Raw genomic sequence first — 26,201 nt, 5'->3', positions numbered from 1 at the left:
GATGAAGATGAAAACAATCATGGTCGCAGGTGCCGGTCAGATGGGAGCAGGCATCGCTCAGACGGCTGCAGAAGCCGGGTTTGCCGTCAAGTTATACGATTGGGAGCCGGAAATGGTAAAAAAGGGTCTTCACCGCATAAAGGCAAACCTGGAGAAAGAGCAGGCAAAAGGACGGAAGTCACAGCAGGAGACAGATGCCGTTTTCAGCCGTATTTCTCCGGCAGAGCTCACAGAAGCGGGAGATGCTGATTTTGTAATTGAAGCCATTGCCGAAAACAAAAAAGCAAAAGCGGAATTGTTTGACACACTTGATAAAATCTGTCCCTCTCATGCCGTATTGGCAAGCAATACGTCTTCTCTTCCCATTACGGAGCTTGCCGCGGCCACAAAAAGGCCTGAAAAAGTAATCGGCATGCATTTTATGAATCCGGTTCCTGTCATGGAGCTTGTCGAAGTCATCAGAGGACTCGCCACATCGGAAGAAACAGCGGAAACAGTAAAGAAGCTTGCCGTCCGGATGAATAAAACCCCTGTCGAAGTCAATGACTTCCCGGGCTTTATATCTAATCGCATATTAATGCCGATGATTAACGAAGCCGTTTATTGCCTTTACGAAGGAGCAGCTTCAAAGGAAGCGATTGATGAGGTGATGAAGCTCGGCATGCGGCATCCGATGGGTCCTTTAACATTAGCTGACTTCATCGGGCTGGATACGTGCCTTTCCATTATGGAGGTTCTCTATGCGGGGCTCGGAGATCCGAAATACCGCCCATGCCCTCTGCTCAGAAAATATGTCAGCGCCGGCTGGCTCGGCAAAAAAAGCGGGCGCGGTTTTTATGAGTACGGCAGATGACGTAAAGATCATGAGGGGAGACGGCAGCCATGCATTTTACAGAAGAGCACATCATGATGAGAAAAATGGTGCGTGATTTTGCCCGCAAGGAAATCGCGCCGGTGGTTGAGCTCATGGAATCAACAGATGAATTTCCGGAGCGGCTGATTAAAAAAATGGGCGAAGCGGGATTGATGGGCATTCCCGTCCCGGAAGCTTACGGCGGGGCGGGTGCTGATACAACATCTTACATTTTAGCGATTCATGAAATATCAAAAGTCAGCGCGGCCGTCGGCGTCATTTTATCCGTCCACACATCGGTAGGGACAATCCCGATTTTGCATTTCGGGACAGAAGCCCAAAAACAAACGTATATTCCGAAGCTGGCAGCGGGCGAATATATTGGGGCGTTTGCGCTTACTGAGCCTCAATCCGGATCTGATGCGGGAAGCCTGAAAACAACGGCCGTGCGAAAAGGCGGTTCATATATTCTGAACGGTTCAAAAATCTTTATTACAAACGGCGGAGCGGCAGATCTGTATCTGACATTCGCCATAACCGATCCGGGTAAGGGGAGAAAGGGGATTTCCGCGTTTATCGTTGAAAAAAACACACCCGGTTTTTCTGTCGGAAAAAAAGAAAAAAAGCTCGGACTGTTAGGTTCCAATACTGTCGAATTGCAGTTTGACCAAGCGGAAATTCCGATTGAAAACCGGCTCGGCGAAGAGGGCGAGGGCTTTTCAATCGCCATGAAAAACCTTGACGTCGGACGGATCGGCATAGCGGCTCAGGCGCTCGGGATTATCGAAGCGGCGCTCGGCTGCTCGGTGGAGTACGCCAAAACCCGCAGCCAGTTCGGCAGACCAATCGCTTCGAATCAGGCCGTTTCATTTAAATTATCTGACATGGCGACGAATGCGGAAGCTGCCAAATTATTGGTCTATCATGCTGCTGATCTGTATCAGCGAGGGCTTCCGTGCGGAAAAGAAGCATCTATGGCGAAGCAATTCGCGTCCGATGCGGCGATGAAAGCGGCGGTGGAGGCTGTGCAGATTCACGGCGGCTACGGCTATATGAAAGAATATCCCGCGGAGCGTTTATTTCGGGATGCGAAAGTCACGCAAATCTATGAAGGAACCAATGAGATTCAAAGGCTGATTATTTCTAAGTATCTTCTTCAATAAAAAGTGCGCAAAGGAGCGAAACCATGGAATCTTATTCTCCCGGTTTAGATGGCGTCATTGCGGTGGAAACGGGGATTTCTTTCCTGGATACACAGCAGGGCAGTATTTTAATCAAAGGCCACGATCTGATTGAGCTTTCTAAAACGGCCGGCTATATGGACATTGTTCATCTCTTATTGGAAGACAGACTTCCTGATGCGAAAGAGAAGGCGGCGCTTGAAGAAGACGTTCGGCGCGGCGGACATCTTCCCGAGGAAATCTTGCACATATGCCGTCTGCTGCCCGAACATACTCACCCGATGGACGGACTGAGGACGGGTTTGTCCGCCCTTGGAGGCTTTGACAAGGACATCGATGACCGTTCATCTTCCGTAAATCAGCGCCGCGTACGCGGACTGATAGGCAAAATGCCGAATCTGACGGTCAACAGCTATCGAGTCATCAACGGGCTGGAGCCTTTGGCGCCGGTCGGAACCTTATCATACAGCGCAAACTTTTTATATATGATTACCGGAAAAACGCCGTCATCTTTGGAAGAAGAAATCTTCGACCGGTCGCTTCTTTTATACAGTGAGCATGAATTGCCGAACTCAACGTTTACGGCCCGTGTCATTGCTTCGACGCAATCGGATATTTACGGCGCGCTGACCGGAGCCGTCGCCTCGCTTAAAGGAAACCTTCACGGCGGAGCGAACGAAGCGGTTATGTACATGCTTGAGGAAGCGAAGGATACAGACGGGTTTACACAATTATTAACTCAAAAACTCGCAAACAAAGAAAAAATCATGGGCTTCGGCCACCGTGTCTACATGAAAAAAATGGACCCGAGGGCGCTCATGATGAAAGAAGCATTGAAAAAACTGTCTGATCTTTCAGGTGATTTCCGTCTTTATCATATGTGTGAAGCCGGAGAAACCGTCATGCGGGAGAAAAAAGGCCTTTATCCGAACTTAGATTACTACGCAGCGCCGGTCTATTACATGCTCGGCATCCCGATCCCGCTGTATACGCCTATATTCTTCAGCGCACGGACGGTCGGACTGTGCGCTCATGTTATTGAACAGCACAGCCGAAACCGGCTTTTCCGCCCGCGTGTCCGCTATACCGGAGCGCGCCTGTAAACAGATGAGAAAGGAAGATGAAAACATGACAGAACCCCGCCGAATGGATGCTGTAATCGAAGAGATTTCTGACTACGTGCTCCATCAGGAGATTGACAGTTCAGAAGCTTTCACTACGGCAGGACATGTGCTTCTTGATACGATAGGCTGCGGAATTTTGGCGCTCAGCTATCCCGAATGTACAAAGCTGCTCGGCCCGATTGTCCCGGGAACCTCCGTGCCCAACGGCAGCAGAGTCCCGGGCACGCCTTTTGTTTTAGACCCGGTCACGGCTGCCTTTAATATCGGCTGTATCAACAGGTGGCTCGATTATAATGATACGTGGCTTGCGGCCGAATGGGGGCATCCGTCTGACAATCTCGGAGGCATATTGGCTTGTGCGGATTATATATCCAGAGTGCGGATTTCAGAAGGGAAAGAACCGCTTACCGTGCGTGATGTGCTTTGCGCAATGATCAAAGCGCACGAAATTCAAGGAATTCTCGCTTTGGAAAACAGTTTAAACAGAGTCGGGCTTGACCATGTGCTGTTTGTGAAAGTGGCGACTGCGGCTGTTTGCGCACAAATGCTGGGCGGCTCAAGAGAGGAAATCAATAACGCCGTATCTCACGCTTGGATTGATAATTCAAGCCTCAGAACGTATCGTCATGCGCCGAACACCGGATCACGCAAATCATGGGCGGCCGGCGACGCGACGAGCAGAGGCGTATATTTGGCCCTTATGGCGCAAAAAGGTGAAATGGGGTACCCGACGGCTCTGACCGCATCTGGGTGGGGATTTCAAGACGTATTGTTTAACCGGCAGGAAATGAAGCTTGCCCGCCCGCTTGAGTCCTATGTGATGGAGAATGTTTTGTTTAAAGTATCCTACCCGGCTGAATTTCACGCCCAGACAGCGGCGGAATGCGCGGTCCGGCTTCATCCTGAGGTGAAAGACCGCATCGAAGACATTGACAGGATCACGATTATGACCCATGAGTCGGCTATCCGGATTATCGATAAAAAAGGGCCGCTTCACAATCCGGCTGACCGGGATCACTGCCTCCAGTATATTACGGCAATCGGGCTGCTTTTCGGAGATATCACGGCGGATCATTATGAAGAGGAAACGGCGTCTGACCCGCGAATTGATACATTGCGGAGCAAAATGGAGGTGACGGAACACAAAGCGTACTCAAAAGATTACTTAGACCCGAATAAGCGATCCATATCAAATGCCGTACAGGTGCATTTTACAGACGGCACGGCTACGGGACGGATTGAATGTGAATACCCGCTCGGGCACCGGTTCCGCAGAAAAGAAGCCGTTCCGAAGATTCTTGCCAAGTTTTCAGCAAACATCAGCACTCATTTTTCATTGAAGCAGCAGCGTAAAATCAAAGAGGCCTGCGAACATAGCGGCCGAATGCAGAAGCTCAGCGTCAGTGAATTTATGGACTTATTTCTCGTATAAAATAGGAGGGTGACAAACATGACGTGGATCGTCAGCGAGCAGTCGTCTCAAGAGGAGCTTGCAGAGCGGTTCCGTACGCTGATGACAGCGCCGGATCTACTGCAGATCCCCGGCGCCCATGATGCGATGGCCGCTCTTATCGCCAAGAAAACGGGGTTTTCGGCTCTTTATTTATCAGGCGCGGCTTACACGGCGAGCAGAGGGCTGCCCGATTTAGGGATCATCACGTCGGCGGAAATGGCTGAACGGGTTAAAGATCTGGTCCGCTCGTCTGATCTGCCCGTCCTTGTCGATATTGACACGGGTTTCGGAGGAGTGCTGAATGCCGCCCGGACGGCGAAAGAAATGTATGAAGCGCGCGCGGCCGCCGTCCAGATGGAGGATCAGCGCCTGCCGAAAAAATGCGGACATCTGAATGGGAAGCAGCTCGTGCCGATTGAAGAAATGGCGCAAAAAATCCAAGCGGTCAAGCGGGCCGCGCCGACTCTTCTTGTTGTTGCGAGAACAGACGCCAGACAGCAGGAAGGATTGGAGGGGGCATTAAAAAGGGCGTCCGCTTATATAAAAGCGGGTGCTGACGCTGTTTTTCCGGAAGCGCTCCAATCCGAAAGTGAATTCAGAGCGTTTTCCAAACAAATCAGTGTGCCGATTCTCGCAAACATGACTGAATTCGGAAAAACGCCGTATTACAGTGCTGATGAATTTTCCGATATGGGCTGTCAGATGGTCATTTACCCGGTCACGTCACTCAGAACGGCGGCCAAGGCTTTTGAGCGTATTTTCCGCCTTCTGAAAGAAGAAGGCTCGCAAAAAGAGGGGCTTTCGGATATGCAGACGAGAAAAGAACTATATGAAACGATCGCTTACGATGACTATGAAGAACTGGATCAATCCATTGCCAAAACGATACTGCCGGACGACTGAAAAAGCCCTTTTTTTTGCAAGGGCTTTTTTTACAGCTTTTTTTTCCTGAACCGCGGGCTGACTTGATTGCGTTTCCGATCTCTGTACAGAATAAACCCGGCCAGAACATAAAGGCCGAACAAAAAAAACGCCAATCCGGCCGCCCCCTGAAGAAAAAGGGACGGAAACGGGGAAAACGCATGCCCGAATAATGCATCTCTCATCAGCTTAATGCCGAGCGCCGCGACAGCGCCGGGGAGGACCAGAATCAAAAGCGCAACAAGCCGGCTCATATTCAGAAAACCCCTTTACGATATGTTTTCCTTTATTGTCCAATCGAAAAAATATTTTGTCAAGAGATCAAAACGTGGTAACATAGGGGTTGTGCAAATTATTGCAACGGGAAATACAGGTGTGCAAATTTTTTCATATAAAGGGGTATCGGGATGCAGAAGGTGCTGATTATAGGTGCTGGTAAAGGAGGCACGGCGCTCCTACAGATTTTGATGAAAACAAAGCTGATCCGGATTATTGCGGTGGTTGATCAAGATCCGGAGGCGCAAGGGCTGCAAGAAGCCCGGAAATATGGAATTGCAACCTCATCAGATTGGAAACCCTACATAACTGAAGATATAGATATTATCATCCATACAACAGGCGATAAAGCGGTCATGGATGAGCTGCTCCATGAGAAAAAAGAACAAACCATCGTCATGCCGGGAAAATTGGCGTACATGGTGTTTCAGCTGATGGAGGAAAAACAGCAGCTTATCCAAATGCTGAAGTCGCAGACGTATAAGCATGACCGGATTTTTAATTCAACGCACGACGGCATGATTTTTATAGACGTCAACGAAACGATCATTTTATTTAATCAGATGGCAGAAAAAATGGTCGGCCAAAAACGGGAGGATGTCATCGGCCGCCAAATTAAAGATGTAGTGCCGAACACAAAGCTGCCGCGGATTCTGGAAACGAGAGAGCCGGAATATAACCAGAAGCAGCTTCTCGGAAAGCACCTGCAGATTGTCACGACAAGACTGCCGATCATTGATGAAGGCGGAAAACTTCTTGGCGCGTTATGCGTGTTTAAAGATATCACCGACGCAGTTGAACTGGCGGAAGAGGTCACGAACTTAAAACAAATCCGCACCATGCTTGAAGCGATTATACAATCATCCGACGAGGCCATTTCTGTCGTTGATGAAAACGGCATCGGAATGTTAATCAACAAAGCGTATACAAAAATGACCGGGCTGTCAGAAAGCGAAGTCATCGGAAAACCCGCTTCCACCGATATCTCAGAAGGGGAGAGCATGCACCTGAAAGTATTGGGGACAAGGCGGCCCGTGCGGGGTGTGAGAATGAAGGTCGGCCCCAATAAAAAGGATGTTATCGTAAATGTTGCCCCCGTTATTGTGGACGGTATTTTAAAAGGCAGCGTCGGCGTCATCCACGACGTGTCAGAAATTAAAACGCTGACTGCTGAGCTGAATCGGGCGCGCCAGATCATCCGCACGCTTGAAGCGAAATACACGTTTGACGACATTATCGGCACGAGTGAGCAAATGCTGGTCGCCCTTGAACAGGCGAAGCTCGGGGCGAAAACGCCGGCGACGATTCTGCTGCGGGGAGAATCCGGCACAGGAAAAGAACTTTTCGCCCACGCCATCCATAATGAAAGCGACCGAAAATACAATAAGTTCATTCGGGTCAATTGTGCGGCCTTGTCTGAATCACTGCTAGAATCCGAGCTTTTCGGCTATGAGGAAGGCGCGTTTACGGGCGCGATGCGCGGGGGCAAAAAAGGACTATTTGAGGAAGCGAATAACGGCAGCATTTTCTTAGATGAAATCGGAGAGCTGACCCAAAGCACCCAGGCAAAGCTGCTCAGAGTTCTGCAGGAAAAAGAAATTATCAGAGTCGGCGGCGCTAAAGCGATTTCTGTCAATGTCAGAATTATCGCAGCGACAAACGTCAACATCGAAAAGGCCATGGCGGAAGGCGCGTTCCGTGAAGACCTGTATTACCGGATTAACCGCTATCCGATCTCAATCCCGCCGCTTCGGCAGCGCAAAGAAGATATTGAAGCGCTGAGCATTCGGCTCATTGAAAAAATCAATCAGGATTACGGCCGCAATGTAAAGGGGCTCACGCCGAACGCGCTGCGAGCTTTATCAGCCTACAGCTGGCCGGGAAACGTCCGAGAGCTTGAAAATGTTCTCGGACGGGCAATGATATTTTTAGAGCCGCACATGGAACGGATCGAACAGCAGCATCTGCCTGTTTTTGAATCAGAGCTGAATGAAAAAAACGGCACCCAAAGTGATTTTCCGGATGTGGAAGGGGAAAAGCTGTCTCAGGCTGTTGAAAAATTTGAAGCACACGTCATTCAAAAAACGCTTGAAAAGCATAAATTCAACCGAACCAAAACGGCAAAAGCGCTTGGTGTCAGCATTCGGAATCTGTACTACAAAATGGACAAGTACGGCCTTGCAAATGACGGCATGCAATAAATTGCAGAGAAAGCGCAAACAGCTGCATGTTTTCTTGAAAAAAGCCGGAATAAACCCTCCCGTATATTTGGCACGGAACTTGCATTGTTAAAAGCGGATTCGCACAAGGAAGGTGGTACAAAATGAAGCTGAGAGACCTAGTTGAAAAAGCCGCGGCAAAAAACGCAAAAACCATTGCAGTGGCCCACGCAGCAGATAAAGAAGTGATCCAGGCCGTCAAAATGGCGGCAGAACACTTGTCGGCACGATTTTTACTGACGGGTGACAGCGGAAAGCTGAAAGAGCTTCTGGCAAATGAGCCGAAGTTCAATGCTGAAATCATCCACGCCGATTCACCCGAAGAATCTGCGGCAAAAGCAGTGCGCGCAGTGCGTGAACAAGAGGCGGACGTTTTAATGAAAGGGAATCTCCCGAGCTCAACTCTTCTGAAATCGGTTTTAAACCGCCATGAAGGGCTTCGTTCAAAAAGGGTGTTATCACATGTAGCCGTTTTTGAGGTGCCGGACTATGACCGGCTGATGTATGTGACTGATTCAGCGCTGAACATTGCCCCGTCTCTTGAAGAGCTCGGGCATATTCTGCAAAATGCGGTTCATGTCGCACATTCAGTAGGGAACCCTATGCCGAAAGCCGCAGTCCTTGCCGCTATTGAAACGGTTAATCCGAAAATGGAGGCGACGCTGAACGCGGCTGCGATCGTCCAGATGTGCAACAGAGGACAGATTACCGGCTGCATTGCGGACGGACCGCTTGCTTTGGATAATGCCGTATCCCAAGCGGCTGCGCTGCAAAAAGGGATTTCCGGAAGCGTAGCGGGCCAGGCGGATATTCTCTTGGTTCCTTCAATCGAGGCTGGAAATATGCTTTATAAGTCAATGATTTATTTTGCGAAAGCAAGTGTTGCTGCCGTCATCGCCGGTGCAAAAGCGCCGATCGCATTAACGAGCAGAGCGGATACCGCAGAAAATAAACTGTATTCAATTGCGCTTGCGATTTGCGCATCACAAGAACAGTAGGAGGAACGAACCTATGGAAATTTTTAAATATATGGAGACTTATGATTACGAACAATTGGTATTCTGCCAAGATGAACAATCCGGATTAAAAGCGATCATCGCGATTCATGATACGACGCTCGGCCCCGCACTCGGCGGAACAAGAATGTGGACATATGACAGTGAAGAAGCGGCGATTGAAGATGCACTAAGACTTGCAAAAGGCATGACTTATAAAAATGCGGCTGCCGGTTTAAACTTAGGCGGCGGGAAAACCGTTATTATCGGAGACCCGCGCAAAGATAAAAATGAAGAAATGTTCCGCGCGTTCGGCCGCTACATCCAAGGCTTAAACGGAAGGTATATTACGGCGGAAGACGTCGGCACGACCGTTGAAGATATGGACATCATTCATGATGAAACAGACTATGTAACCGGAATTTCTCCGGCATTCGGTTCATCAGGAAATCCGTCTCCCGTTACGGCGTACGGCGTCTACAAAGGGATGAAAGCCGCAGCGAAAGCGGCGTTTGGCACTGATTCCCTGGAAGGTAAAACAATTGCCGTGCAAGGCGTGGGAAATGTGGCTTACAATCTATGCCGCCACCTTCACGAAGAAGGCGCTTCTTTAATCGTAACGGATATCAATAAAGAATCTGTTAAACGTGCCGTTGAGGACTTCGGCGCCCGCGCAGTTGATCCCGGCGACATTTACTCACAGGCGTGCGATATTTATGCCCCATGTGCTCTCGGCGCCGTCATTAACGATGACACGATTAAACAGCTGAAGGCGAAAGTCATTGCGGGAGCGGCCAATAACCAGCTGAAAGAAACACGTCACGGCGATACCATTCATGAAATGGGAATCGTGTACGCTCCGGATTATGTCATCAATGCAGGCGGGGTCATCAATGTGGCCGATGAGCTTTACGGCTACAATGCTGAGCGGGCTTTGAAAAAGGTTGAAGGCATCTATGCAAACATTGAGCGGGTGCTCGATATTTCCGCGCGTGACGGCATTCCGACATACTTAGCGGCCGACCGTCTGGCTGAGGAACGAATTGAGCGCATGCGCCGTTCAAGAAGCCAGTTTCTGCAAAACGGCCAAAGTATATTAAGCAGACGATAGGAATTTGATCTGGAGGTATGAAAATGTTCGAAAAGGAAAAACGCATTCTCATTCTGAATCCAGGCTCAACATCAACGAAAATCGGTGTCTTTCACAATGAACGCTGTATCTTTGAAAAGACGCTGCGGCATCCCGAAGAAGAGCTGAAAACATTTAACAGCATCATCGACCAATACGAATTTCGAAAAATAAGCATTCTTGAGTCTTTGCACGAACAGGGCATCAACATTTCAAAGTTCGATGCCGTTTGTGCCAGAGGCGGCCTGCTCAGACCGATTGAGGGCGGCACATATGAAGTGAATGACGCCATGATCACTGATTTGAAAAACGGCTACAACGGCCAGCATGCTTCTAATCTGGGCGGAATTATTGCCAGGGAAATAGCTGACGGATTAAATATCCCCGCGTATATCGTCGATCCGGTCGTGGTGGATGAGATGACTCCGCTCGCTAAAGTATCAGGAATGCCTGAAATCAAGCGGAAAAGCATTTTCCATGCTTTGAACCAAAAAGCTGTTGCCCGTCAGGCGGCGGCGTCCCTCGGCAAACGGTATGAACAGATGAAGATGATCGTCACTCATATGGGAGGCGGCACCACAGTCGGTGTCCATGATTGCGGACGGGTGACGGATGTCAACAACGGGCTTCACGGAGAAGGACCCTTCAGCCCGGAGCGCGCGGGAACTGTTCCGGCGGGTGATTTGGTAGAAATGTGTTTTTCCGGCAAGTATTCAAAAGCCGATATGATGAAAAAACTTGTCGGCACGGGCGGACTCTCCGGCTACCTGGGGACAACGGACGCGGTGAAGGTGGAAAAACGCATTCAGGCCGGCGATGAAAACGCGCGTCTCATTTATGACGCCATGGCTTATCAAGTAGCAAAAGAAATCGGGGCGGCAAGCGCCGTTTTAAAAGGAAAAGTAGACATTATCGTTCTGACGGGCGGATTGGCGTACGGGAAAAGTTTCGTATCCGCCATCAAATCGTACATAGATTGGATTTCGGATGTACTGGTGTACCCGGGAGAAAATGAACTGCAATCTCTCGCGCAAGGCGCGCTTCGGGTTTTAGCCGGTGAGGAGCAGTCAAAGCAATATCAGATCGGCGAAGGAGTGAAAACAAATGGCGACTGAGTATGATGTGGTCATTCTGGGCGGCGGCACGGGCGGTTATGTAGCCGCCATCAGAGCGGCCCAGCTCGGCTTAAAAACGGCCGTTGTAGAAAAAGAAAAGCTCGGCGGAACATGCCTGCATAAAGGATGTATCCCGAGTAAAGCGCTGTTAAGAAGCGCGGAAGTGTACCGAACCGCAAAGGAAGCGGCAGCATTCGGCATTGAAACGGAAGGTGTCTCCCTCCGCTTTGACAGCGTGCAAAAACGAAAGCAGGGAATCGTTGACCGGCTGGCCGGCGGTGTCGCCCACTTGATGAAAAAGGGGAAGATTGATGTATTCAACGGGTACGGACGTATGCTCGGCCCTTCCATCTTCTCACCTCTTCCCGGTACGGTTTCCGTCGAATACGCAAATGGTGAAGAAAACGACATGCTGATACCGAAACAATTGATTATCGCAACCGGTTCAAGGCCGAAAATGCTGCCGGGTTTAGAAGCAGACGGTACATATATTCTGACATCAGATGAAGCGTTAGAGCTTGAACGTCTGCCCCAATCCATGATGATCGTCGGCGGCGGTGTCATCGGAATTGAATGGGCATCCATGCTGAACGATTTCGGCGTCAATATCACTGTGATTGAATATGCGGACCGCATTTTGCCGACGGAAGACCGTGATATTTCAAGCGAGATGGAAAAACTGTTAACGAAAAAAGGAATTAAGATCGTGACGGGTGCGAAAGTGCTTCCGGATACATTGGAAAAAGCGGACGGCGTTTCAATTGCCGCTGAAAAGAATGGAAAAAAAGAAACGTATCACGCGGAACAAATGCTTGTTTCCATCGGCCGCCAGCCGAACATTGAAGGGATCGGCCTTGAAAACACGGATATTGAAGCGGAAAACGGTTCTATCATCGTGAACGAAGCCGGGCAGACGAAGGAATCGCACATTTATGCGATCGGTGATGTTGTGGGCGGTCTTCAGCTTGCACATGTGGCCTCCCGTGAAGGCATCATTGCCGTTGAGCATATGGCGGGTCTTAATCCGGCTCCGCTTGATGCAGCTCTTGTGCCGAAATGCATTTATTCAAATCCGGAAGCGGCGAGTGTCGGTCTGACAGAAGAGGAAGCAACCCGAAAAGGACATGAACTGAAGATCGGGAAGTTTCCGTTCATGGCAATCGGAAAGGCTCTTGTATACGGAGAAAGCGATGGCTTTGTTAAAATCGTCGCCGATCGGAATACAGATGATATTCTCGGTATTCATATGATCGGCCCGCACGTCACCGATATGATCTCTGAAGCGGGGCTTGCCAAGGTGCTCGACGCGACTCCTTGGGAAATCGGCCAGTCCATACATCCGCATCCGTCGCTTTCAGAAGCGATTGGAGAAGCTGCGTTAGCCGCAGACGGAAACGCGATTCATTTTTAAAAGGAAAGAAGGAGGGGTTTGAATGACTACAAACCGCCATCAAGCATTAGGGCTCTCTGACGAAGAAGCCGTTGAAATGTATAGAACCATGCTGTTAGCCAGAAAAATCGACGAAAGAATGTGGCTCTTAAACCGCTCGGGCAAAATTCCGTTCGTTGTTTCATGTCAAGGACAGGAAGCGGCTCAAGTAGGCGCGGCCTATGCTTTAAACCGTGATACCGACTATGTGCTTCCTTACTACAGAGATATGGGAGTTGTGCTTGCATTCGGTATGACTGCAAAGGACTTGATGATGTCCGGTTTTGCGAAAGCGGCTGACCCGAACTCAGGCGGAAGGCAGATGCCTGGCCACTTCGGGCAAAAGGAAAACAGAATCGTAACGGGCTCATCCCCTGTGACAACGCAGGTGCCTCATGCAGTCGGAATCGCGCTTGCGGGACGCATGGATAAAAAGGATATCGTCTCTTTCGTTACCTTTGGAGAAGGATCTTCCAACCAGGGGGATTTTCACGAAGGGGCAAACTTTGCCGCCGTGTATAAATTGCCGGTCATTTTCATGTGTGAAAACAATAAGTATGCTATTTCTGTTCCGTATGACAAACAGGTGGCGTGCGAAAATATTTCCGACCGGGCGGCAGGCTACGGCATGCCGGGAGTCACAGTTGACGGAAACGACCTGCTGGAAGTTTACCGGGCCGTGAAAGAAGCGCGCGAACGGGCATCTAAAGGCGAAGGTCCTACATTAATAGAAACGGTTTCCTACCGGTTGACGCCGCATTCCAGTGATGACGACGACAGCAGCTACAGAGAACGCGAAGAAGTAGAAGAAGCAAAGAAACAGGATCCGCTTCTTATATACAAAGCATACTTGCAAGAAGCCGGGCTTCTAGGTGAAGAAGAAGAAAAGACCATGCTGGATGACATCATGGCTATCGTAAACGAAGCGACAGACGAAGCGGAGAAAGCGCCATACGCATCTCCTGAATCAACGCTTGATCACGTTTATGCGAAGTAGGGAGGAATACTTATGTCTGTAATGTCTTATATTGACAGTATTAATGCAGCAATGAAAGAAGAAATGGAAAGAGATCCGCGCGTTTTTGTTCTCGGGGAAGATGTCGGGAGAAAAGGCGGCGTGTTTAAAGCCACGGCGGGTCTCTATGAACAGTTTGGAGAAGAGCGGGTGATGGATACGCCGCTTGCGGAATCAGCGATTGCCGGAGTCGGGATCGGCGCCGCGATGTACGGCATGCGCCCGATTGCCGAGATGCAGTTTGCCGATTTCATTCTGCCTGCGGTCAACCAAATCATTTCAGAAGCGGCCAAAATACGCTACCGTTCAAACAATGATTGGAGCTGTCCAATGGTCATCAGAGCGCCTTACGGCGGCGGCGTGCACGGCGCGTTGTATCATTCCCAATCTGTGGAGGCTATTTTTGCCAACCAGCCGGGCCTTAAAATTGTCATGCCTTCAACTCCTTATGACGCAAAAGGGCTGTTGAAAGCTGCAGTCCGTGACGAAGATCCGGTGCTGTTTTTCGAACATAAGAGGGCGTACCGTCTGATTAAAGGCGAAGTCCCTGCGGATGATTACGTCCTTCCGATCGGAAAGGCGGATGTAAAACGCGAAGGCAGCGACATTACTGTTATTACGTACGGATTATGCGTCCATTTTGCTCTGCAGGCTGCCGAGCGCCTTGAAAAAGACGGAATTTCCGCACACGTATTAGATTTGCGTACGGTTTATCCGTTAGATAAAGAAGCCATCATTGAAGCCGCGTCTAAAACGGGAAAAGTATTGCTGATCACAGAAGATACGAAAGAAGGCGGTATTATGAGCGAGGTCGCCGCTATTATTTCTGAAAACTGCTTATTTGATTTAGACGCGCCGATCAAGCGGCTTGCAGGTCCTGATGTTCCGGCAATGCCTTATGCGCCGACAATGGAAAAATACTTCATGATGAATCCTGACAAAGCAGAAGCCGCGATGAGAGAATTAGCGGAGTTTTAAAGACGTAAGGAGGTTTTTGACATGGCGATTGAACAAATGGCTATGCCTCAGCTCGGAGAGAGCGTGACGGAAGGGACGATCAGCAAGTGGCTGGTATCCCCCGGTGATCAAGTGAATAAATATGACCCCATCGCGGAGGTCATGACAGATAAAGTGAACGCGGAGGTGCCGTCTTCTTTTACCGGTACGATTAGAGAACTTGTAGGAGAAGAAGGCCAGACTCTTGCAGTCGGCGAGATCATCTGCAAAATTGAAACAGAAGAAACGGAAACCGAAGAGGCGCCGAAGCGGGAAGAAGAGCAGAATACCCCTTCAGACACAGATGCAAACCGTCAAGGTAAAGATCAGTCAAATAAAGCGCGTTATTCGCCGGCCGTGCTCAGGTTAGCGGGAGAACACGGCATTCAGCTTGAAGAAGTTGAAGGAACGGGTGCAGGCGGAAGAATTACGCGAAAAGACATTCAAAAGATCATTGATTCGGGAATGAAGCAGAAGTCGGAAGCACCGGTGCCGGCTGCCGTTCAAACAACGCAACAAGCGCCGAAACAACAGCAAAAACAAGCGCCGGCACCCGCTCTGTCAGCCGGTGATATTGAAATTCCGGTTACAGGCGTCAGAAAAGCCATCGCCGCCAATATGCATAAAAGCAAAACAGAAATTCCGCATGCCTGGACGATGATGGAAGTGGACGTCACGAATATGACGGCGTACAGAAACAGCATTAAAGACTCATTTAAACAGAAAGAAGGCTTCAATTTAACGTTTTTCGCTTTCTTTGTAAAAGCGGCGGCGCAGGCTCTCAAGGAGTTCCCGCAGATGAACAGCATGTGGGCGGGAGACAAAATCGTCCAAAAGAAAGACATCAACATCTCCATTGCCGTTGCCACGGAAGATTCGCTGTTTGTTCCGGTTATTAAGCATGCTGATGAAAAAACGATTAAAGGCATAGCCAGAGAAATAACAGACCTTGCGAAAAAAGTGAGAAACGGAAAACTTACCGCGGAAGATATGCAGGGCGGCACATTTACCGTCAATAACACGGGATCATTCGGCTCAGTTCAATCTATGGGCATTATCAACCATCCGCAGGCGGCGATTCTTCAGGTAGAATCTATCGTCAAACGTCCGGTTGTCATGAATAACGGGATGATCGCCGTTCGTGATATGGTTAATCTTTGCCTGTCTTTAGATCACAGAGTGCTCGACGGGCTCGTGTGCGGCCGATTCCTCGGACGCGTCAAAGAGATCTTAGAAAACATTGATGAACATACTTCCGTCTATTAAAAAAACTCCTTTTGCCCGGGCGGCAAAAGGAGTTTTTTTATTTTCATTGTGAATCCTCGGGAACAAGCATAGTGAGATGATGTTTTTTCACTTCGATCGTACAAGGTGTTGTTCCGTATACCTCGCCATCTGTATCCGCGTCCATCTCACGTCCGGTTTCGATTTCAATCCTGGAGGCCTGAATATAGGACAGCTCCCCTTTGAAATCATCAAACGAACCCTGTTCCATCGTCATCAGCTCCCGCAACGCGGCAAGGCTTGTGTTGCGGCAGATTAACACATCGGCTAAGCCGTCCTGGAGGCTGGCATCAGGCAGGGGAACTCTGTTTGTCCCGATATAATGCCCGTTCATGACAAGCACCATTACGGCTTCGTCTTCTTTCACCTCGCCGTCAATCGTCAATTTGACAGGAAACGGGTTCGCGCTTGTCATCGTCCGCAAGGCGCTCGTGAAGTAGCTGATTTTACCAAGCCATGCTTTTTCAGTTTCATTAATATGGCTTGATGCTTCGGTGATCAGTCCGATGCCCCAGAAGTTCAGAAAATAGCCGTCATCCGTTTTACAGACGTCAATCATCCGTTTATGTCCGGCCGCGAGCACTTCAGCGGCCTTTTGAAGGTTTTGCGGGATGCCGAGCGCCCGGGAGAAATCGTTGCACGTTCCTCCCGGCAAAATGCCGACAGCGGGTCTGTGATCAAGCTTGCTGATGCTGTTGATGCATTGATGCACAGTGCCGTCTCCGCCTAAAATATATAAATGGTCAACTGAACTGTCGAGATTTTCACAATACTGACGGGCATCATCCTGATGTTTGGTCGGTTTAATCAAAAGTTCATCAGCTGACTGGGCCAAAATGGGGACGACCGTGCCGAGCGTTTTATCAATCTGTTTTTGACCGGCGTTTCCGTTATAAATTAAAACTGCTTTCCGTTGGCTCATATGACTGCTCCTTTATTTCAGACAATCTCCTTAACAAGTTTCCCGTTTTTAAAGGGTCATAAACTTACATCGGGAACATAAAAGGGACAAAAAACAATTGGATATGAGCGGTGTCATTTGCCGATAGGGAGGTTCCTTGCTATCATAAGAAGAGATGATCAAAAAGGAGAGGTCCCAATTGAATATGGATTTTAATTTATTTATGAATGATGTCGTGCGTCAAGCCCGCCAGGAAATCACGGCCGCCGGGTATACAGAGCTGAAAACCGCTGAGGAAGTGGACGAAGCGCTTTCGAAAAAAGGAACGACACTCGTCATGGTCAACTCTGTGTGCGGATGCGCAGGCGGTATTGCACGGCCTGCCGCGTACCATTCCGTACATTACGATAAACGCCCGGATCAGCTTGTGACGGTATTTGCCGGACAGGATAAAGAAGCGACAGCCAAAGCGAGAGAATACTTTGAAGGCTATCCGCCGTCCTCTCCGTCATTTGCCATTTTAAAAGACGGGAAAATCATGAAAATGGTGGAACGCCATGAAATTGAAGGCCATGAGCCGATGGCCGTCGTCACAAAACTGCAGGAAGCATTTGAAGAATATTGTGAAGAAGTATAAGTGAAAGAAAAACCCCGGAGCCAAGCGCTTGCGGGGTTTTTTTATATGGTATCTGTATAAATATAAATATTTATACATCGGCGTTCAGCTGTCACTAACCTGAAAAACAATGACTATAATAAACACAGAAAGGAAAATATATTTTTCAAAAATAGTATTGCATCACAATTAAAAAGTGTTTAAAATACAAGTTAACGAATAAATATTCAAATTTAAGAGATCAGTAGATATGGGGGAAATGAATCATGAAGAAATGGCTGTTGGTATTGGTTGCCGCATGTATCACCTTTGCGCTGTCCGCCTGCGGATCAGGCAATTCAGGCTCAGAGGGCGGAAAGAACAAATTGATTATGGGTACATCGGCTGATTATAAACCATTTGAATATAAAGACGGCGATCAGATCGTCGGGTTTGACGTTGATTTGGCAAAAGCTCTGGGCAAAAAGACCGGCTATGACGTTGAGGTGCAGGACATGGACTTCAACAGCCTGATCACAGCCCTGAAGTCTAAGCAGGTTGATATGATTTTATCAGGAATGACACCTACGCCGGAACGGAAAAAGCAAGTGGATTTCTCCGGTATTTATTATACTGCTAACAATATGATCGTTACGAAAAAGGGAAGCAGCATTAAATCCCTGGATGATCTGAAAGGCAAAACCGTCGGTGTTCAGCTCGGCTCCATTCAAGAAGAAAAAGGCAAGAAACTTGCTTCGAAATACGGTTTCCAGCTTGAAGACCGCAACCGGATCTCAGACTTAACGGAAGAGATTAAATCCGGGCGTTTTGATGCCGCGATTATCGAAGACATCGTAGCACAAGGCTATTTCAATTCAAATCAAGATCTGCAGGGCTTTGCGTCAGCAGATGCGAAATCAGACGAATCGGGCTCCGCGATTGCGTTCCGCAAAGACAGTGATCTGACAGCGAAGTTTAACAAAGCGCTGAAAGAAATGGAGAAAAACGGAGAAATCGAAAAACTGAAGAAAAAATGGTTCACCAACGAGAAATAAAAGAAAGCTCAACTTTTCGTTGAGCTTTTTATCTTGAATACAGGTAAAGGAGATCAAACGTATGAATTTGGATTTCTCAGCGACAATACCCCAAATTCCTTTTATATTGGAAGGCCTTGCCGTCACATTGAAAATTGTGCTCGTTTCAGCGGTCATCGGCCTTGTATTAGGCATCGTGCTCAGTTTGTTTAAAATCAGCACGATCAGTCCGCTGAAATGGATTGCGGATTTTTATACTTCGATATTCCGCGGCACGCCGCTCGTGCTGCAGCTGATGATTATTTATTTCGGGATGCCGCAGCTTCTCGGCTTTCAGATCGACCAATTTTGGGCGGCGGTCACCGCATTATCACTTAATTCAGCAGCTTACGTCTCTGAAATTATCAGAGCGGGAATCAACGCGATTGACAAAGGACAAAAAGAAGCTGCCGTCGCTCTCGGTGTGCCGTACGGAAAAATGATGAAAGATCTGCTTCTGCCGCAGGCATTTAAAAACATTTCTCCGGCCATTATTAACGAATTAATCACCTTGACGAAAGAATCGGCGATCGTCACCGTAATCGGTCTCGGCGATATTATGAGACGGGCCTACCAGTCCGGTGCCGCAACATACAACTATTTAGAACCTCTCATTGTGGCCGGTTTCATCTATTACGTGCTCGTTTTGATCTTAGCATTCATCGGAAAAGGCGTAGAAAGGAAGCTGAAAGCCAATGATTAAGGTCGACAACCTGTCAAAATCATTCGGAAAACATGAAGTACTGAAAAACATTTCAACACAGATCGCAGAAGGGGAAGTCGTCGCTGTCATCGGACCTTCCGGCTCCGGCAAATCAACGTTTCTGCGCTGCTTAAATCTGCTGGAAACCCCGAGCGGCGGAACGATTGCCATTAAAGAAAAAGAAATCACCGCTGCTAAAACGAATAAACTGAAAGTGCGGGAAAATATCGGGATGGTATTTCAGCATTTTCATCTGTTTCCGCATAAAACGGTGCTTGAAAATATCATATATGCGCCGGTCAGCGTGAAGAAAGAGTCCAAAAAGGCGGCGGAGGAAAAGGCGTGCGCTCTCCTTGAAAAAGTCGGACTGCTTGAAAAACGGAACGACTATCCGAACCGTTTGTCAGGCGGGCAGAAGCAGCGTGTCGCCATCGCGCGTGCCCTTGCCATGAATCCTGACATCATGCTGTTTGACGAGCCGACCTCAGCTCTTGACCCGGAAATGGTCAAAGAAGTTCTTGAGGTTATGAAGGAGCTCGCTCAAACGGGCATGACGATGGTCATCGTCACGCACGAAATGGGATTTGCCAAAGAAGTCGCAGACCGCGTATTATTTATGGATGAAGGCACGATAGTGGAAGACGGGCAGCCGGAAGAATTTTTTCTTTCTCCGAAGTCAAAAAGAGCACAGGACTTTTTAGAAAAAATATTATAAAATATAACTGTAAGAAAAGAAGAAGAATGCTCTTCTTCTTTTTTTTGAGAAAGAAACAAACAGAATGGAGCAAGCAATGTTTAAAATCGGTTACCGCACACTAAAGACCGCACTTGGAACGGCGCTGGCCATTTATTTAGCCCAGCTGTTGCATCTGCAAAACTTCGCATCCGCAGGAATCATCACCATATTGTGCATCCAAATTACGCAAAAGCGGTCGCTTCAGGCCTCGTGGGCCCGATTTGCCGCCTGTTTATTGGCAATCGTCTTTTCATATGTCTTTTTCGGACTGATCGGCTATTATCCGTTTGTGATCGGAATATTGCTTGTGCTGTTTATTCCAACTACAGTCGTCTTGAAAATAAACGAAGGGATCGTCACAAGCTCAGTTATCATTCTTCATCTATATATGTCCGGCGGCATTACGATGGCGTTTATCTGGAATGAGTTCCAGCTGATCACCGTAGGTATCGGTGTCGCGCTGTTAATGAATCTGTATATGCCGAGCCTCGATAGGAAACTTGCGGCGTACCGGAAAAAAATTGAGGACAATTTTGCCGTCATCTTCGCTGAAATCGAACGGTATTTGTTAACTGGTGAGCAAGATTGGACGGGAAAGGAAATACCGGAGACGCATCAGATGATTCAAGAGGCGAAAAACCTTGCCTACCGGGACGTGCAGAATCATATTTTGCGCCATGAAAATCTTTACTATCATTATTTTAAGATGAGACAGAAACAATTTGAAATCATTGAACGGCTGCTGCCGAAGATTACCTCTATTTCAATAACGGTGGAGCAGGGCAAAATAATCGCCCATTTCATCCATGAATTAAGGGAAGCCATTCACCCCGGCAATACCGCTCATAAATTTTTAAAAAGACTTGCAGAAATGAGAACGGAATTTGAAGAAATGCCGCTCCCGGCAACGCGCGAGGAGTTTGAAGCGCGGGCGGCTTTGTTCCACCTCCTCGGTGAGATGGAACAATATCTCGTGATTAAAAGTTATTTCAAAGGCATCAAGCTGTAAAAAACATATGGATCAATCGCATGAGTCTTCCTTTCATTGGTCATTCTAATGAAAAAAGGAGGGGAGCCCATGCGATTTTTTTTATTGTCAGCCGCCCTGCTGCTGTCTCCGCTTTGGCCGCTTGGCGCAAACCCTTTGCCGGGTGACCCTTATATTATCGTCAATAAAGCCACAAATGCGCTTGCTGTTGTGAAGGATAACCGAATAGAAGGCATTTATCAGGTGGCGACGGGAAAAACGGATGATTTGACGCCTGAAGGAGAATTTACGGTAACGGTCAAAGCCGTCAATCCGTATTACCGGAAGAAAAATGTAAAGGGAGGCGCGCCGGAAAACCCGCTCGGCGTCCGCTGGATCGGTTTTGACGCGAAAGGAACCGACGGCAGGATATACGGCATTCACGGAACAAACAGAGAAGAGCTGATCGGGGGGTTTGTATCAAACGGCTGCATCCGTATGAAAAACCGGGATGTCATCCGTATTTTCCGGATTATCCCTCCCGGAACGAAAGTATTGATTACAAAAGAAAACCGCTCATTCGAGGACATTGCAATAGAGCGGAAAGCCCTCATAAAAAAGCAGGAAACCCCCTTGCAATGAGGCGCCTGCTTTTTTACCGCAAATACATCATAATGCCTGAGAGGAGGGTTGAAAGTATAAATACGCCCAAAATGACGATGACGGCGCTTTTCATAAATTTTTGAGACATTGTTTCACTCCTTAAGATTACTGTCTATCATTTTAACGTGTTTTGCTTGTATGAACAAGCCATATCCTATGGCGGAAAGCAGGTGGCCGCGCTATGAAAAAACTTGATCATGTCGGCATTGCCGTCAGCTCTATTGATGCCGCGAGAGGATTTTACGAACGGATGCTCGTGTTTACGTATATGGGAGACGAGCTGGTAAGCGGCCAAAATGTGAGAGTTGCTTTTTTAGAAGCGGGAGGCACAAAGCTTGAGCTGATTGAGCCGCTGTCGGACGCGTCTCCCGTCAGCTTTTTTTTACAGAAAAGAGGCGAAGGACTGCATCATTTGGCATTCCGCTGCGCCGATATGAAGGAAACGATCAAGGAGCTTGAATCATGCCGCATGACTTTGATCCATCATGAACCGCAAAACGGCGCGGGCGGGAAGAAGATCGCATTTCTCTCTCCAAAAGAGGCGAACGGGGTCCTGATTGAGCTTTGTGAAACAATTGAAAAAGGAGAAACTCAAGATGAGCATGAGTGAGCATATCAGACACTTAAACGAAAAACGTTCCTTTTTAACAAACGGCGGCGGAGCGGAAAGAAATGAAAAACAGCATAAAAAAGGCAAGCTGACGGCAAGAGAAAGAATTGCCTATTTATTGGACAAAGACAGTTTTTCAGAGCTTCAGCCGTTTGCCAAAAGCCGCATGCCCGGGTGTCAAAATGCGCCGGGAGACGGCGTCATTACCGGATACGGCACAATTGACGGACGGCCCGTGTATTTGTTTGCTCATGACTTTACCGTACTCGGCGGGACGCTCGGCGAGACACATGCGGAGAAAATCGCAGCGGTGATGGATCTGGCCGCGAAAAATAAAACCCCGATCATCGGGCTGAACGACTCAGGTGGTGCGAGAATTCAAGAGGGTGTGGTATCATTAAATGGATACGGTCATATCTTTAGGCGCAACGTCCTTTACTCGGGAGTGATTCCGCAAATTTCCGTCATCCTTGGGCCGTGTGCCGGCGGTGCTGTTTATTCACCCGCTCTGACGGATTTTGTAATTATGGCGGAAAATACGTCGCACATGTTTATTACAGGCCCGAAAGTCATTGAACAGGTTACGGGTGAACAGATTGACGCGGAAAGTTTAGGCGGTGCGGGAATACATAATGTGATCAGCGGAAATGCCCACTATTCCGCACGAACGGAAAAAGAGGCTCTTTCCGCAGTGAAAACGCTGCTTTCTTATCTTCCGCACGGCAGACAGACGGCATCACCCGTTAAAAAGGAAGACGCCAGGCCGTTATTAAATACCCTCGTTCCCGCGGACAGTTCGAAACCTTACGATATGTTACAGGTGATAAAAGAACTGGCGGATGACGGAACGTTTTTTGACATTCAGCCGTATTTTGCCAAAAACATTGCTGTCGGTTTTCTGAAGATCGGACGGCGCACAGTCGGTGTTATCGCAAACCAGCCGAAACATTTGGCGGGGAGCCTTACGATAGATGCCGCTGACAAAGCGTCGAGATTCATCCGTTTTTGCGACGCGTTTCATATTCCGCTGTTAACGATCGCTGATGTACCGGGATTTCTGCCGGGCCTTCAGCAGGAGCACGCGGGAATCATCCGTCACGGAGCAAAATTGCTGTATGCTTTTGCCGAAGCGGCCGTGCCGAAAGTGACGCTCATCATCAGAAAAGCTTACGGAGGCGCTTATGTCGCCATGAATTCGAAAGGCCTCGGGGCAGATCTTGTATTCGCCTGGCCGAATGCGGAAATTGCCGTGATGGGAGCTGAAGGCGCGTCGTCGATTTTATACCGCAGAGACATACAGGCTTCTGATGATCCGGAAAAAACGAAGCGCGAAAAAAAAGCCATATACGAAAAGGAAAATGCCGGTCCGTATAAAGCGGCGGCCTGCGGAATGGTGGATGATATCATCCGGCCGGAAGACTCGAGGAAAAAATTGATTCAGGCATTTGACATGCTTGCGCATAAGGAAGAGGAAAGACCGAAAAAAAAGCACGGTAATATACCGCTTTAAACGGAGGGAACTGTAAATGGTAAACGAAAAACGCCTGCTGGAAGAATTTCTGGAACTCGTCCAAATTGATTCAGAAACAAAGCATGAAGCGGAAATCAGCAAAGTGCTCAAACAAAAATTCACTGATTTAGGATTGAGCGTAAAAGAAGACGATACAAAAGAAGTGACGGGTCACGGAGCCGGCAATTTAATCTGTACTTTAAAGGGCACAAAAGATGCGGATACGATTTATTTCACATCGCACATGGACACGGTTGTCCCGGGCAAAGGCGTTAAGCCGGTTGTGGAAGACGGTTATGTAAAAACCGACGGCACGACGATTCTCGGCGCTGATGATAAGACGGGCCTTGCCGCAATGTTTGAAGCCATCAGAGTACTCAAAGAACAAAACATCGAGCACGGAACAATTGAATTCATCATCACAGCCGGAGAAGAATCAGGATTAGTCGGGGCAAAAGCAATGGATCGTTCAGATATTACCGCGAAATACGGTTTTGCGCTTGATTCAGACGGGAAAGTCGGCAACATCATTGTAGCCGCGCCGACACAAGCGAAAGTGAGGGCAACCATTTTCGGGAAAACGGCTCATGCAGGAGTAGAACCGGAAAAAGGCATCTCCGCTATTACAATCGCGTCAAAAGCGATCTCAAAAATGCCGCTCGGCCGTATTGATGAAGAAACAACGGCTAATATCGGGCGTTTTGAAGGCGGCACACAAACCAATATCGTCTGCGACCAAGTCGATATTCTGGCTGAAGCGCGTTCATTAGTCCCTGAAAAAATGGAAGCGCAAGTGCAGAAAATGAAAGAAGCTTTCGAATCTGCTGCAGCTGAGATGGGAGGCCGCGCGGAAGTGGACATCGCTGTCATGTATCCGGGTTTCAAATATCAGGACGGCGATCAGGTTGTGGAAGTCGCGAAAAAAGCGGCGGCAAAAATCGGCCGGCCGAGCGAACTTCAGACGAGCGGCGGCGGAAGTGACGCAAACGTCATTGCCGGCCACGGCATTCCGACAGTCAACCTGTCAGTAGGCTATGAACAAATCCATACGAAAAATGAAAAAATGCCGATTGAAGAGCTCGTCAAAACGGCGGAAATGGTCGTTGCCATTATCGAAACAGCGGCCAACTAAAAACGAAGCACCCAGTTGATTGGGTGCTTTTTTCATTCTTCATAATAATTGGCTTAAAGCCTTGCAGATACAAGAAAAAAACCCTGCCGGATAGGTTCCGGCAGGGTTTCAGTATTATGATTTGGCGGGCTCCGCCTGAGCCGCAGCTTGTTTCTTTTTATGATGCGTCTGCTGTAAAAGTACATTCTGCACTGTTAAAAACAGTCCGCTTGTAAACCAGTAAAGCGGCAGCGCAGCCGGTACGTTAAGTGAAAAAACGGTCATCATGACAGGGAAAATAAAGACCATGATTTTGGCTGACTGCATCGCGGCCGGATTTTGAGCAGCCGGTGAATATTTCTCGTTTAATTTTTGGGAAATATAAGCCTGTAAGAAATACATGGCTCCCGCGCACAGTGATACAAGAATATCAGAATGCCCTAAGCTGAACCACAGAAATGAGTGTGAAGCAATTTCCGGCGTTGAGCGGATGGCGTAATAAAAACCGATCAAAATCGGGAATTGCACCAGCATCGGAAGACATCCCATTGCCATCGGATTCAGATTGTGCTCACGGTAAAGCTTCATCATTTCCATTTGCAGTTCTTTTTGTTTTTCCGCATCTTTCGTTTGTTTCATTTTAGCCTGAATGCTGTCGACCTGCGGTTTGATCACAGCCATTTTTTCCTGGAACACCCGCTGTTTCTTAAATTGGTTCACAAACAAAGGCAATACAACGATCCGGACGATAATCGTCACCAGAATAATCGACAGTCCGTACTCACCGTGGAACAGGCCCGCCACACCTTTTAAAAGTGCCGAAAACGGCTCGATCAGGTAATCGTGGAAAAAACCGATATTCCCGAGGCCTCCCGTCTGAGTCTGAGATGTCGCCGCAAAAGCCGAGCGGCCTGTGCACAGTACGATAAAAAATAATCCGAATGCGATCCATTTTTGATATGTTTTAGACAATTATGTCTCCTCCTTTTTATCTTCACTTGCCGTTATAAAAGGAGGGAGCTGACATCTTCATCATCATTCGCCGGTGAATTCATGCGGATGACTTTACGTATCCAAGTTGTAATGCGATGATATATAATAATAAGAAAGTCTGTTCGGTTCAGCTGAACGACTGCTTGATGTTCATCTATTCGTTTCGTTCTCCAATGCTCGCCTGCGCGGCGCTCACGCAAAAGAAAAGCGATGCCGATCGCGGTCAGAGCGGGAAGAATAATTGTGAAAAAATCGACTAAAAATAAAAAGTCATTCATTGACTCAAGAATCATTTTATCACATCCATTCAGCTCTTATTTTACTACATATATATAAGGTTGTCTATGAA

Annotated in this window: 27 protein-coding genes; 22 read left to right on the top strand and 5 right to left on the bottom strand. The window is 48.3% G+C overall.

Translation table 11 applies throughout. From position 1 onward, the window contains the following. Nucleotide 1 precedes the first annotated feature (1 nt). From NYE38_RS11865 to prpB, 5 genes are read left to right on the top strand one after another with little or no spacing between them, the layout of a single operon-like run. Complete coding sequence (locus NYE38_RS11865) at nucleotides 2–853, top strand: 3-hydroxybutyryl-CoA dehydrogenase (RefSeq protein WP_065180866.1); 852 nt, start codon at nucleotides 2–4, stop codon at nucleotides 851–853. 29 nt (nucleotides 854–882) lie between these two features. Beyond that, entirely contained in the window at nucleotides 883–2,016 is a 1,134-nt protein-coding gene (locus NYE38_RS11860) for an acyl-CoA dehydrogenase (RefSeq protein ID WP_014418343.1), read from the top strand. 23 nt (nucleotides 2,017–2,039) lie between these two features. Beyond that, nucleotides 2,040–3,137, top strand: coding sequence for a citrate synthase (gene mmgD / locus NYE38_RS11855; RefSeq protein WP_017418116.1), 1,098 nt, complete (start codon nucleotides 2,040–2,042; stop codon nucleotides 3,135–3,137). Nucleotides 3,138–3,162: 25 nt separating this feature from the next. Next, nucleotides 3,163–4,590 (top strand): bifunctional 2-methylcitrate dehydratase/aconitate hydratase, encoded by a 1,428-nt coding sequence (locus NYE38_RS11850; protein WP_340802461.1) that lies wholly within the window; start codon nucleotides 3,163–3,165, stop codon nucleotides 4,588–4,590. Nucleotides 4,591–4,608: 18 nt separating this feature from the next. Next, nucleotides 4,609–5,514, top strand: coding sequence for a methylisocitrate lyase (prpB, locus tag NYE38_RS11845; protein ID WP_052827637.1), 906 nt, complete (start codon nucleotides 4,609–4,611; stop codon nucleotides 5,512–5,514). A 29-nt stretch (nucleotides 5,515–5,543) separates the two neighbouring features. Here the strand turns inward: prpB and NYE38_RS11840 are convergent, their stop codons facing one another. Continuing rightward, a complete protein-coding gene (locus NYE38_RS11840; protein ID WP_007408378.1) occupies nucleotides 5,544–5,786 on the bottom strand; it encodes a DUF2627 domain-containing protein in 243 nt (80 codons plus the stop codon). Between the two features lie 153 nt (nucleotides 5,787–5,939). Between NYE38_RS11840 and NYE38_RS11835 the strand changes: the two genes are divergently transcribed. From NYE38_RS11835 to NYE38_RS11800, 8 genes are all read left to right on the top strand, one after another. Continuing rightward, nucleotides 5,940–8,009 (top strand): sigma-54-dependent Fis family transcriptional regulator, encoded by a 2,070-nt coding sequence (locus NYE38_RS11835; protein WP_167340747.1) that lies wholly within the window; start codon nucleotides 5,940–5,942, stop codon nucleotides 8,007–8,009. A 122-nt stretch (nucleotides 8,010–8,131) separates the two neighbouring features. After that, nucleotides 8,132–9,025 carry a phosphate butyryltransferase gene (yqiS, locus tag NYE38_RS11830; RefSeq protein ID WP_039063302.1) on the top strand — a complete coding sequence of 298 codons (894 nt, stop codon included), beginning with the start codon at nucleotides 8,132–8,134 and terminating at the stop codon, nucleotides 9,023–9,025. Nucleotides 9,026–9,038: 13 nt separating this feature from the next. Continuing rightward, nucleotides 9,039–10,133 carry a branched-chain amino acid dehydrogenase gene (gene bcd, locus NYE38_RS11825; RefSeq protein ID WP_003153209.1) on the top strand — a complete coding sequence of 365 codons (1,095 nt, stop codon included), beginning with the start codon at nucleotides 9,039–9,041 and terminating at the stop codon, nucleotides 10,131–10,133. Nucleotides 10,134–10,150: 17 nt separating this feature from the next. Next, entirely contained in the window at nucleotides 10,151–11,266 is a 1,116-nt protein-coding gene (gene buk / locus NYE38_RS11820; RefSeq protein ID WP_095532169.1) for a butyrate kinase, read from the top strand. Next, nucleotides 11,256–12,677 (top strand): dihydrolipoyl dehydrogenase, encoded by a 1,422-nt coding sequence (gene lpdA / locus NYE38_RS11815; protein WP_070082090.1) that lies wholly within the window; start codon nucleotides 11,256–11,258, stop codon nucleotides 12,675–12,677. Before buk ends, lpdA begins: the two co-directional genes overlap by 11 nt. Nucleotides 12,678–12,699: 22 nt before the next feature. Beyond that, nucleotides 12,700–13,692, top strand: a complete 993-nt coding sequence (locus NYE38_RS11810; protein WP_017418111.1) for a thiamine pyrophosphate-dependent dehydrogenase E1 component subunit alpha — start codon at nucleotides 12,700–12,702, stop codon at nucleotides 13,690–13,692. A 12-nt stretch (nucleotides 13,693–13,704) separates the two neighbouring features. Beyond that, nucleotides 13,705–14,688: a 3-methyl-2-oxobutanoate dehydrogenase subunit beta gene (gene bfmBAB, locus NYE38_RS11805; RefSeq protein WP_003153216.1), complete on the top strand. Its 984-nt coding sequence runs from the start codon at nucleotides 13,705–13,707 to the stop codon at nucleotides 14,686–14,688. A gap of 21 nt (nucleotides 14,689–14,709) precedes the next feature. Further along, a complete protein-coding gene (locus tag NYE38_RS11800) occupies nucleotides 14,710–15,972 on the top strand; it encodes a dihydrolipoamide acetyltransferase family protein (RefSeq protein ID WP_095352957.1) in 1,263 nt (420 codons plus the stop codon). A gap of 43 nt (nucleotides 15,973–16,015) precedes the next feature. On the opposite strand, the gene NYE38_RS11795 is transcribed toward NYE38_RS11800, so the two are convergent. Continuing rightward, nucleotides 16,016–16,912: a YegS/Rv2252/BmrU family lipid kinase gene (locus NYE38_RS11795; protein WP_163113635.1), complete on the bottom strand. Its 897-nt coding sequence runs from the start codon at nucleotides 16,910–16,912 to the stop codon at nucleotides 16,016–16,018. A gap of 178 nt (nucleotides 16,913–17,090) precedes the next feature. On the opposite strand from NYE38_RS11795, the gene brxB reads away from it, so the two are divergent. The 6 genes from brxB (at nucleotide 17,091) to NYE38_RS11765 (ending at nucleotide 21,607) form a co-directional block, all read left to right on the top strand. Then, a complete protein-coding gene (gene brxB / locus NYE38_RS11790) occupies nucleotides 17,091–17,528 on the top strand; it encodes a bacilliredoxin BrxB (RefSeq protein ID WP_003153223.1) in 438 nt (145 codons plus the stop codon). 245 nt (nucleotides 17,529–17,773) lie between these two features. After that, on the top strand, nucleotides 17,774–18,541 hold the full coding sequence (locus NYE38_RS11785) for a transporter substrate-binding domain-containing protein (protein ID WP_025649866.1): 768 nt from the start codon (nucleotides 17,774–17,776) through the stop codon (nucleotides 18,539–18,541). Between the two features lie 61 nt (nucleotides 18,542–18,602). After that, nucleotides 18,603–19,262 carry an amino acid ABC transporter permease gene (locus NYE38_RS11780; protein WP_014470640.1) on the top strand — a complete coding sequence of 220 codons (660 nt, stop codon included), beginning with the start codon at nucleotides 18,603–18,605 and terminating at the stop codon, nucleotides 19,260–19,262. Next, nucleotides 19,255–19,977, top strand: coding sequence for an amino acid ABC transporter ATP-binding protein (locus NYE38_RS11775; RefSeq protein ID WP_014470639.1), 723 nt, complete (start codon nucleotides 19,255–19,257; stop codon nucleotides 19,975–19,977). The genes NYE38_RS11780 and NYE38_RS11775 overlap by 8 nt, the downstream gene beginning before the upstream one ends. Nucleotides 19,978–20,053: 76 nt before the next feature. Beyond that, on the top strand, nucleotides 20,054–21,007 hold the full coding sequence (locus NYE38_RS11770) for an aromatic acid exporter family protein (protein ID WP_025649867.1): 954 nt from the start codon (nucleotides 20,054–20,056) through the stop codon (nucleotides 21,005–21,007). A 69-nt stretch (nucleotides 21,008–21,076) separates the two neighbouring features. Continuing rightward, entirely contained in the window at nucleotides 21,077–21,607 is a 531-nt protein-coding gene (locus NYE38_RS11765) for a L,D-transpeptidase (RefSeq protein ID WP_014418329.1), read from the top strand. 13 nt (nucleotides 21,608–21,620) lie between these two features. On the opposite strand, the gene prli42 is transcribed toward NYE38_RS11765, so the two are convergent. Beyond that, complete coding sequence (gene prli42 / locus NYE38_RS11760; protein ID WP_007408390.1) at nucleotides 21,621–21,716, bottom strand: stressosome-associated protein Prli42; 96 nt, start codon at nucleotides 21,714–21,716, stop codon at nucleotides 21,621–21,623. A 93-nt stretch (nucleotides 21,717–21,809) separates the two neighbouring features. Here prli42 and mce point away from each other — a divergent pair, with 93 nt between their 5' ends. The 3 genes from mce to NYE38_RS11745 are packed head-to-tail and all read left to right on the top strand — an operon-like array spanning nucleotide 21,810 to nucleotide 24,880. Continuing rightward, a complete protein-coding gene (gene mce, locus NYE38_RS11755; protein ID WP_017418104.1) occupies nucleotides 21,810–22,238 on the top strand; it encodes a methylmalonyl-CoA epimerase in 429 nt (142 codons plus the stop codon). Next, nucleotides 22,225–23,748, top strand: a complete 1,524-nt coding sequence (locus NYE38_RS11750; RefSeq protein WP_014472087.1) for an acyl-CoA carboxylase subunit beta — start codon at nucleotides 22,225–22,227, stop codon at nucleotides 23,746–23,748. The genes mce and NYE38_RS11750 overlap by 14 nt, the downstream gene beginning before the upstream one ends. A 16-nt stretch (nucleotides 23,749–23,764) precedes the next feature. After that, nucleotides 23,765–24,880, top strand: a complete 1,116-nt coding sequence (locus NYE38_RS11745; RefSeq protein WP_014472086.1) for a tripeptidase T — start codon at nucleotides 23,765–23,767, stop codon at nucleotides 24,878–24,880. 114 nt (nucleotides 24,881–24,994) lie between these two features. On the opposite strand, the gene NYE38_RS11740 is transcribed toward NYE38_RS11745, so the two are convergent. Together NYE38_RS11740 and NYE38_RS11735 are read right to left on the bottom strand one after the other, a co-directional pair. After that, nucleotides 24,995–25,831, bottom strand: coding sequence for a membrane protein insertase YidC (locus NYE38_RS11740; protein WP_007408393.1), 837 nt, complete (start codon nucleotides 25,829–25,831; stop codon nucleotides 24,995–24,997). Between the two features lie 32 nt (nucleotides 25,832–25,863). Next, the gene (locus NYE38_RS11735) at nucleotides 25,864–26,145 is read right to left on the bottom strand and encodes a hypothetical protein (RefSeq protein WP_014418326.1); all 282 of its coding nucleotides are present in this window, start codon (nucleotides 26,143–26,145) and stop codon (nucleotides 25,864–25,866) included. Nucleotides 26,146–26,201: the final 56 nt, after the last annotated feature.

The organism is Bacillus sp. EU63, from assembly GCF_038592915.1.
In the GTDB taxonomy this organism is placed as follows: domain Bacteria; phylum Bacillota; class Bacilli; order Bacillales; family Bacillaceae; genus Bacillus; species Bacillus velezensis.
The sequence above is the reverse complement of the archived record's forward strand: the minus strand, read 5'-3'. Positions and strand labels throughout refer to the sequence as shown.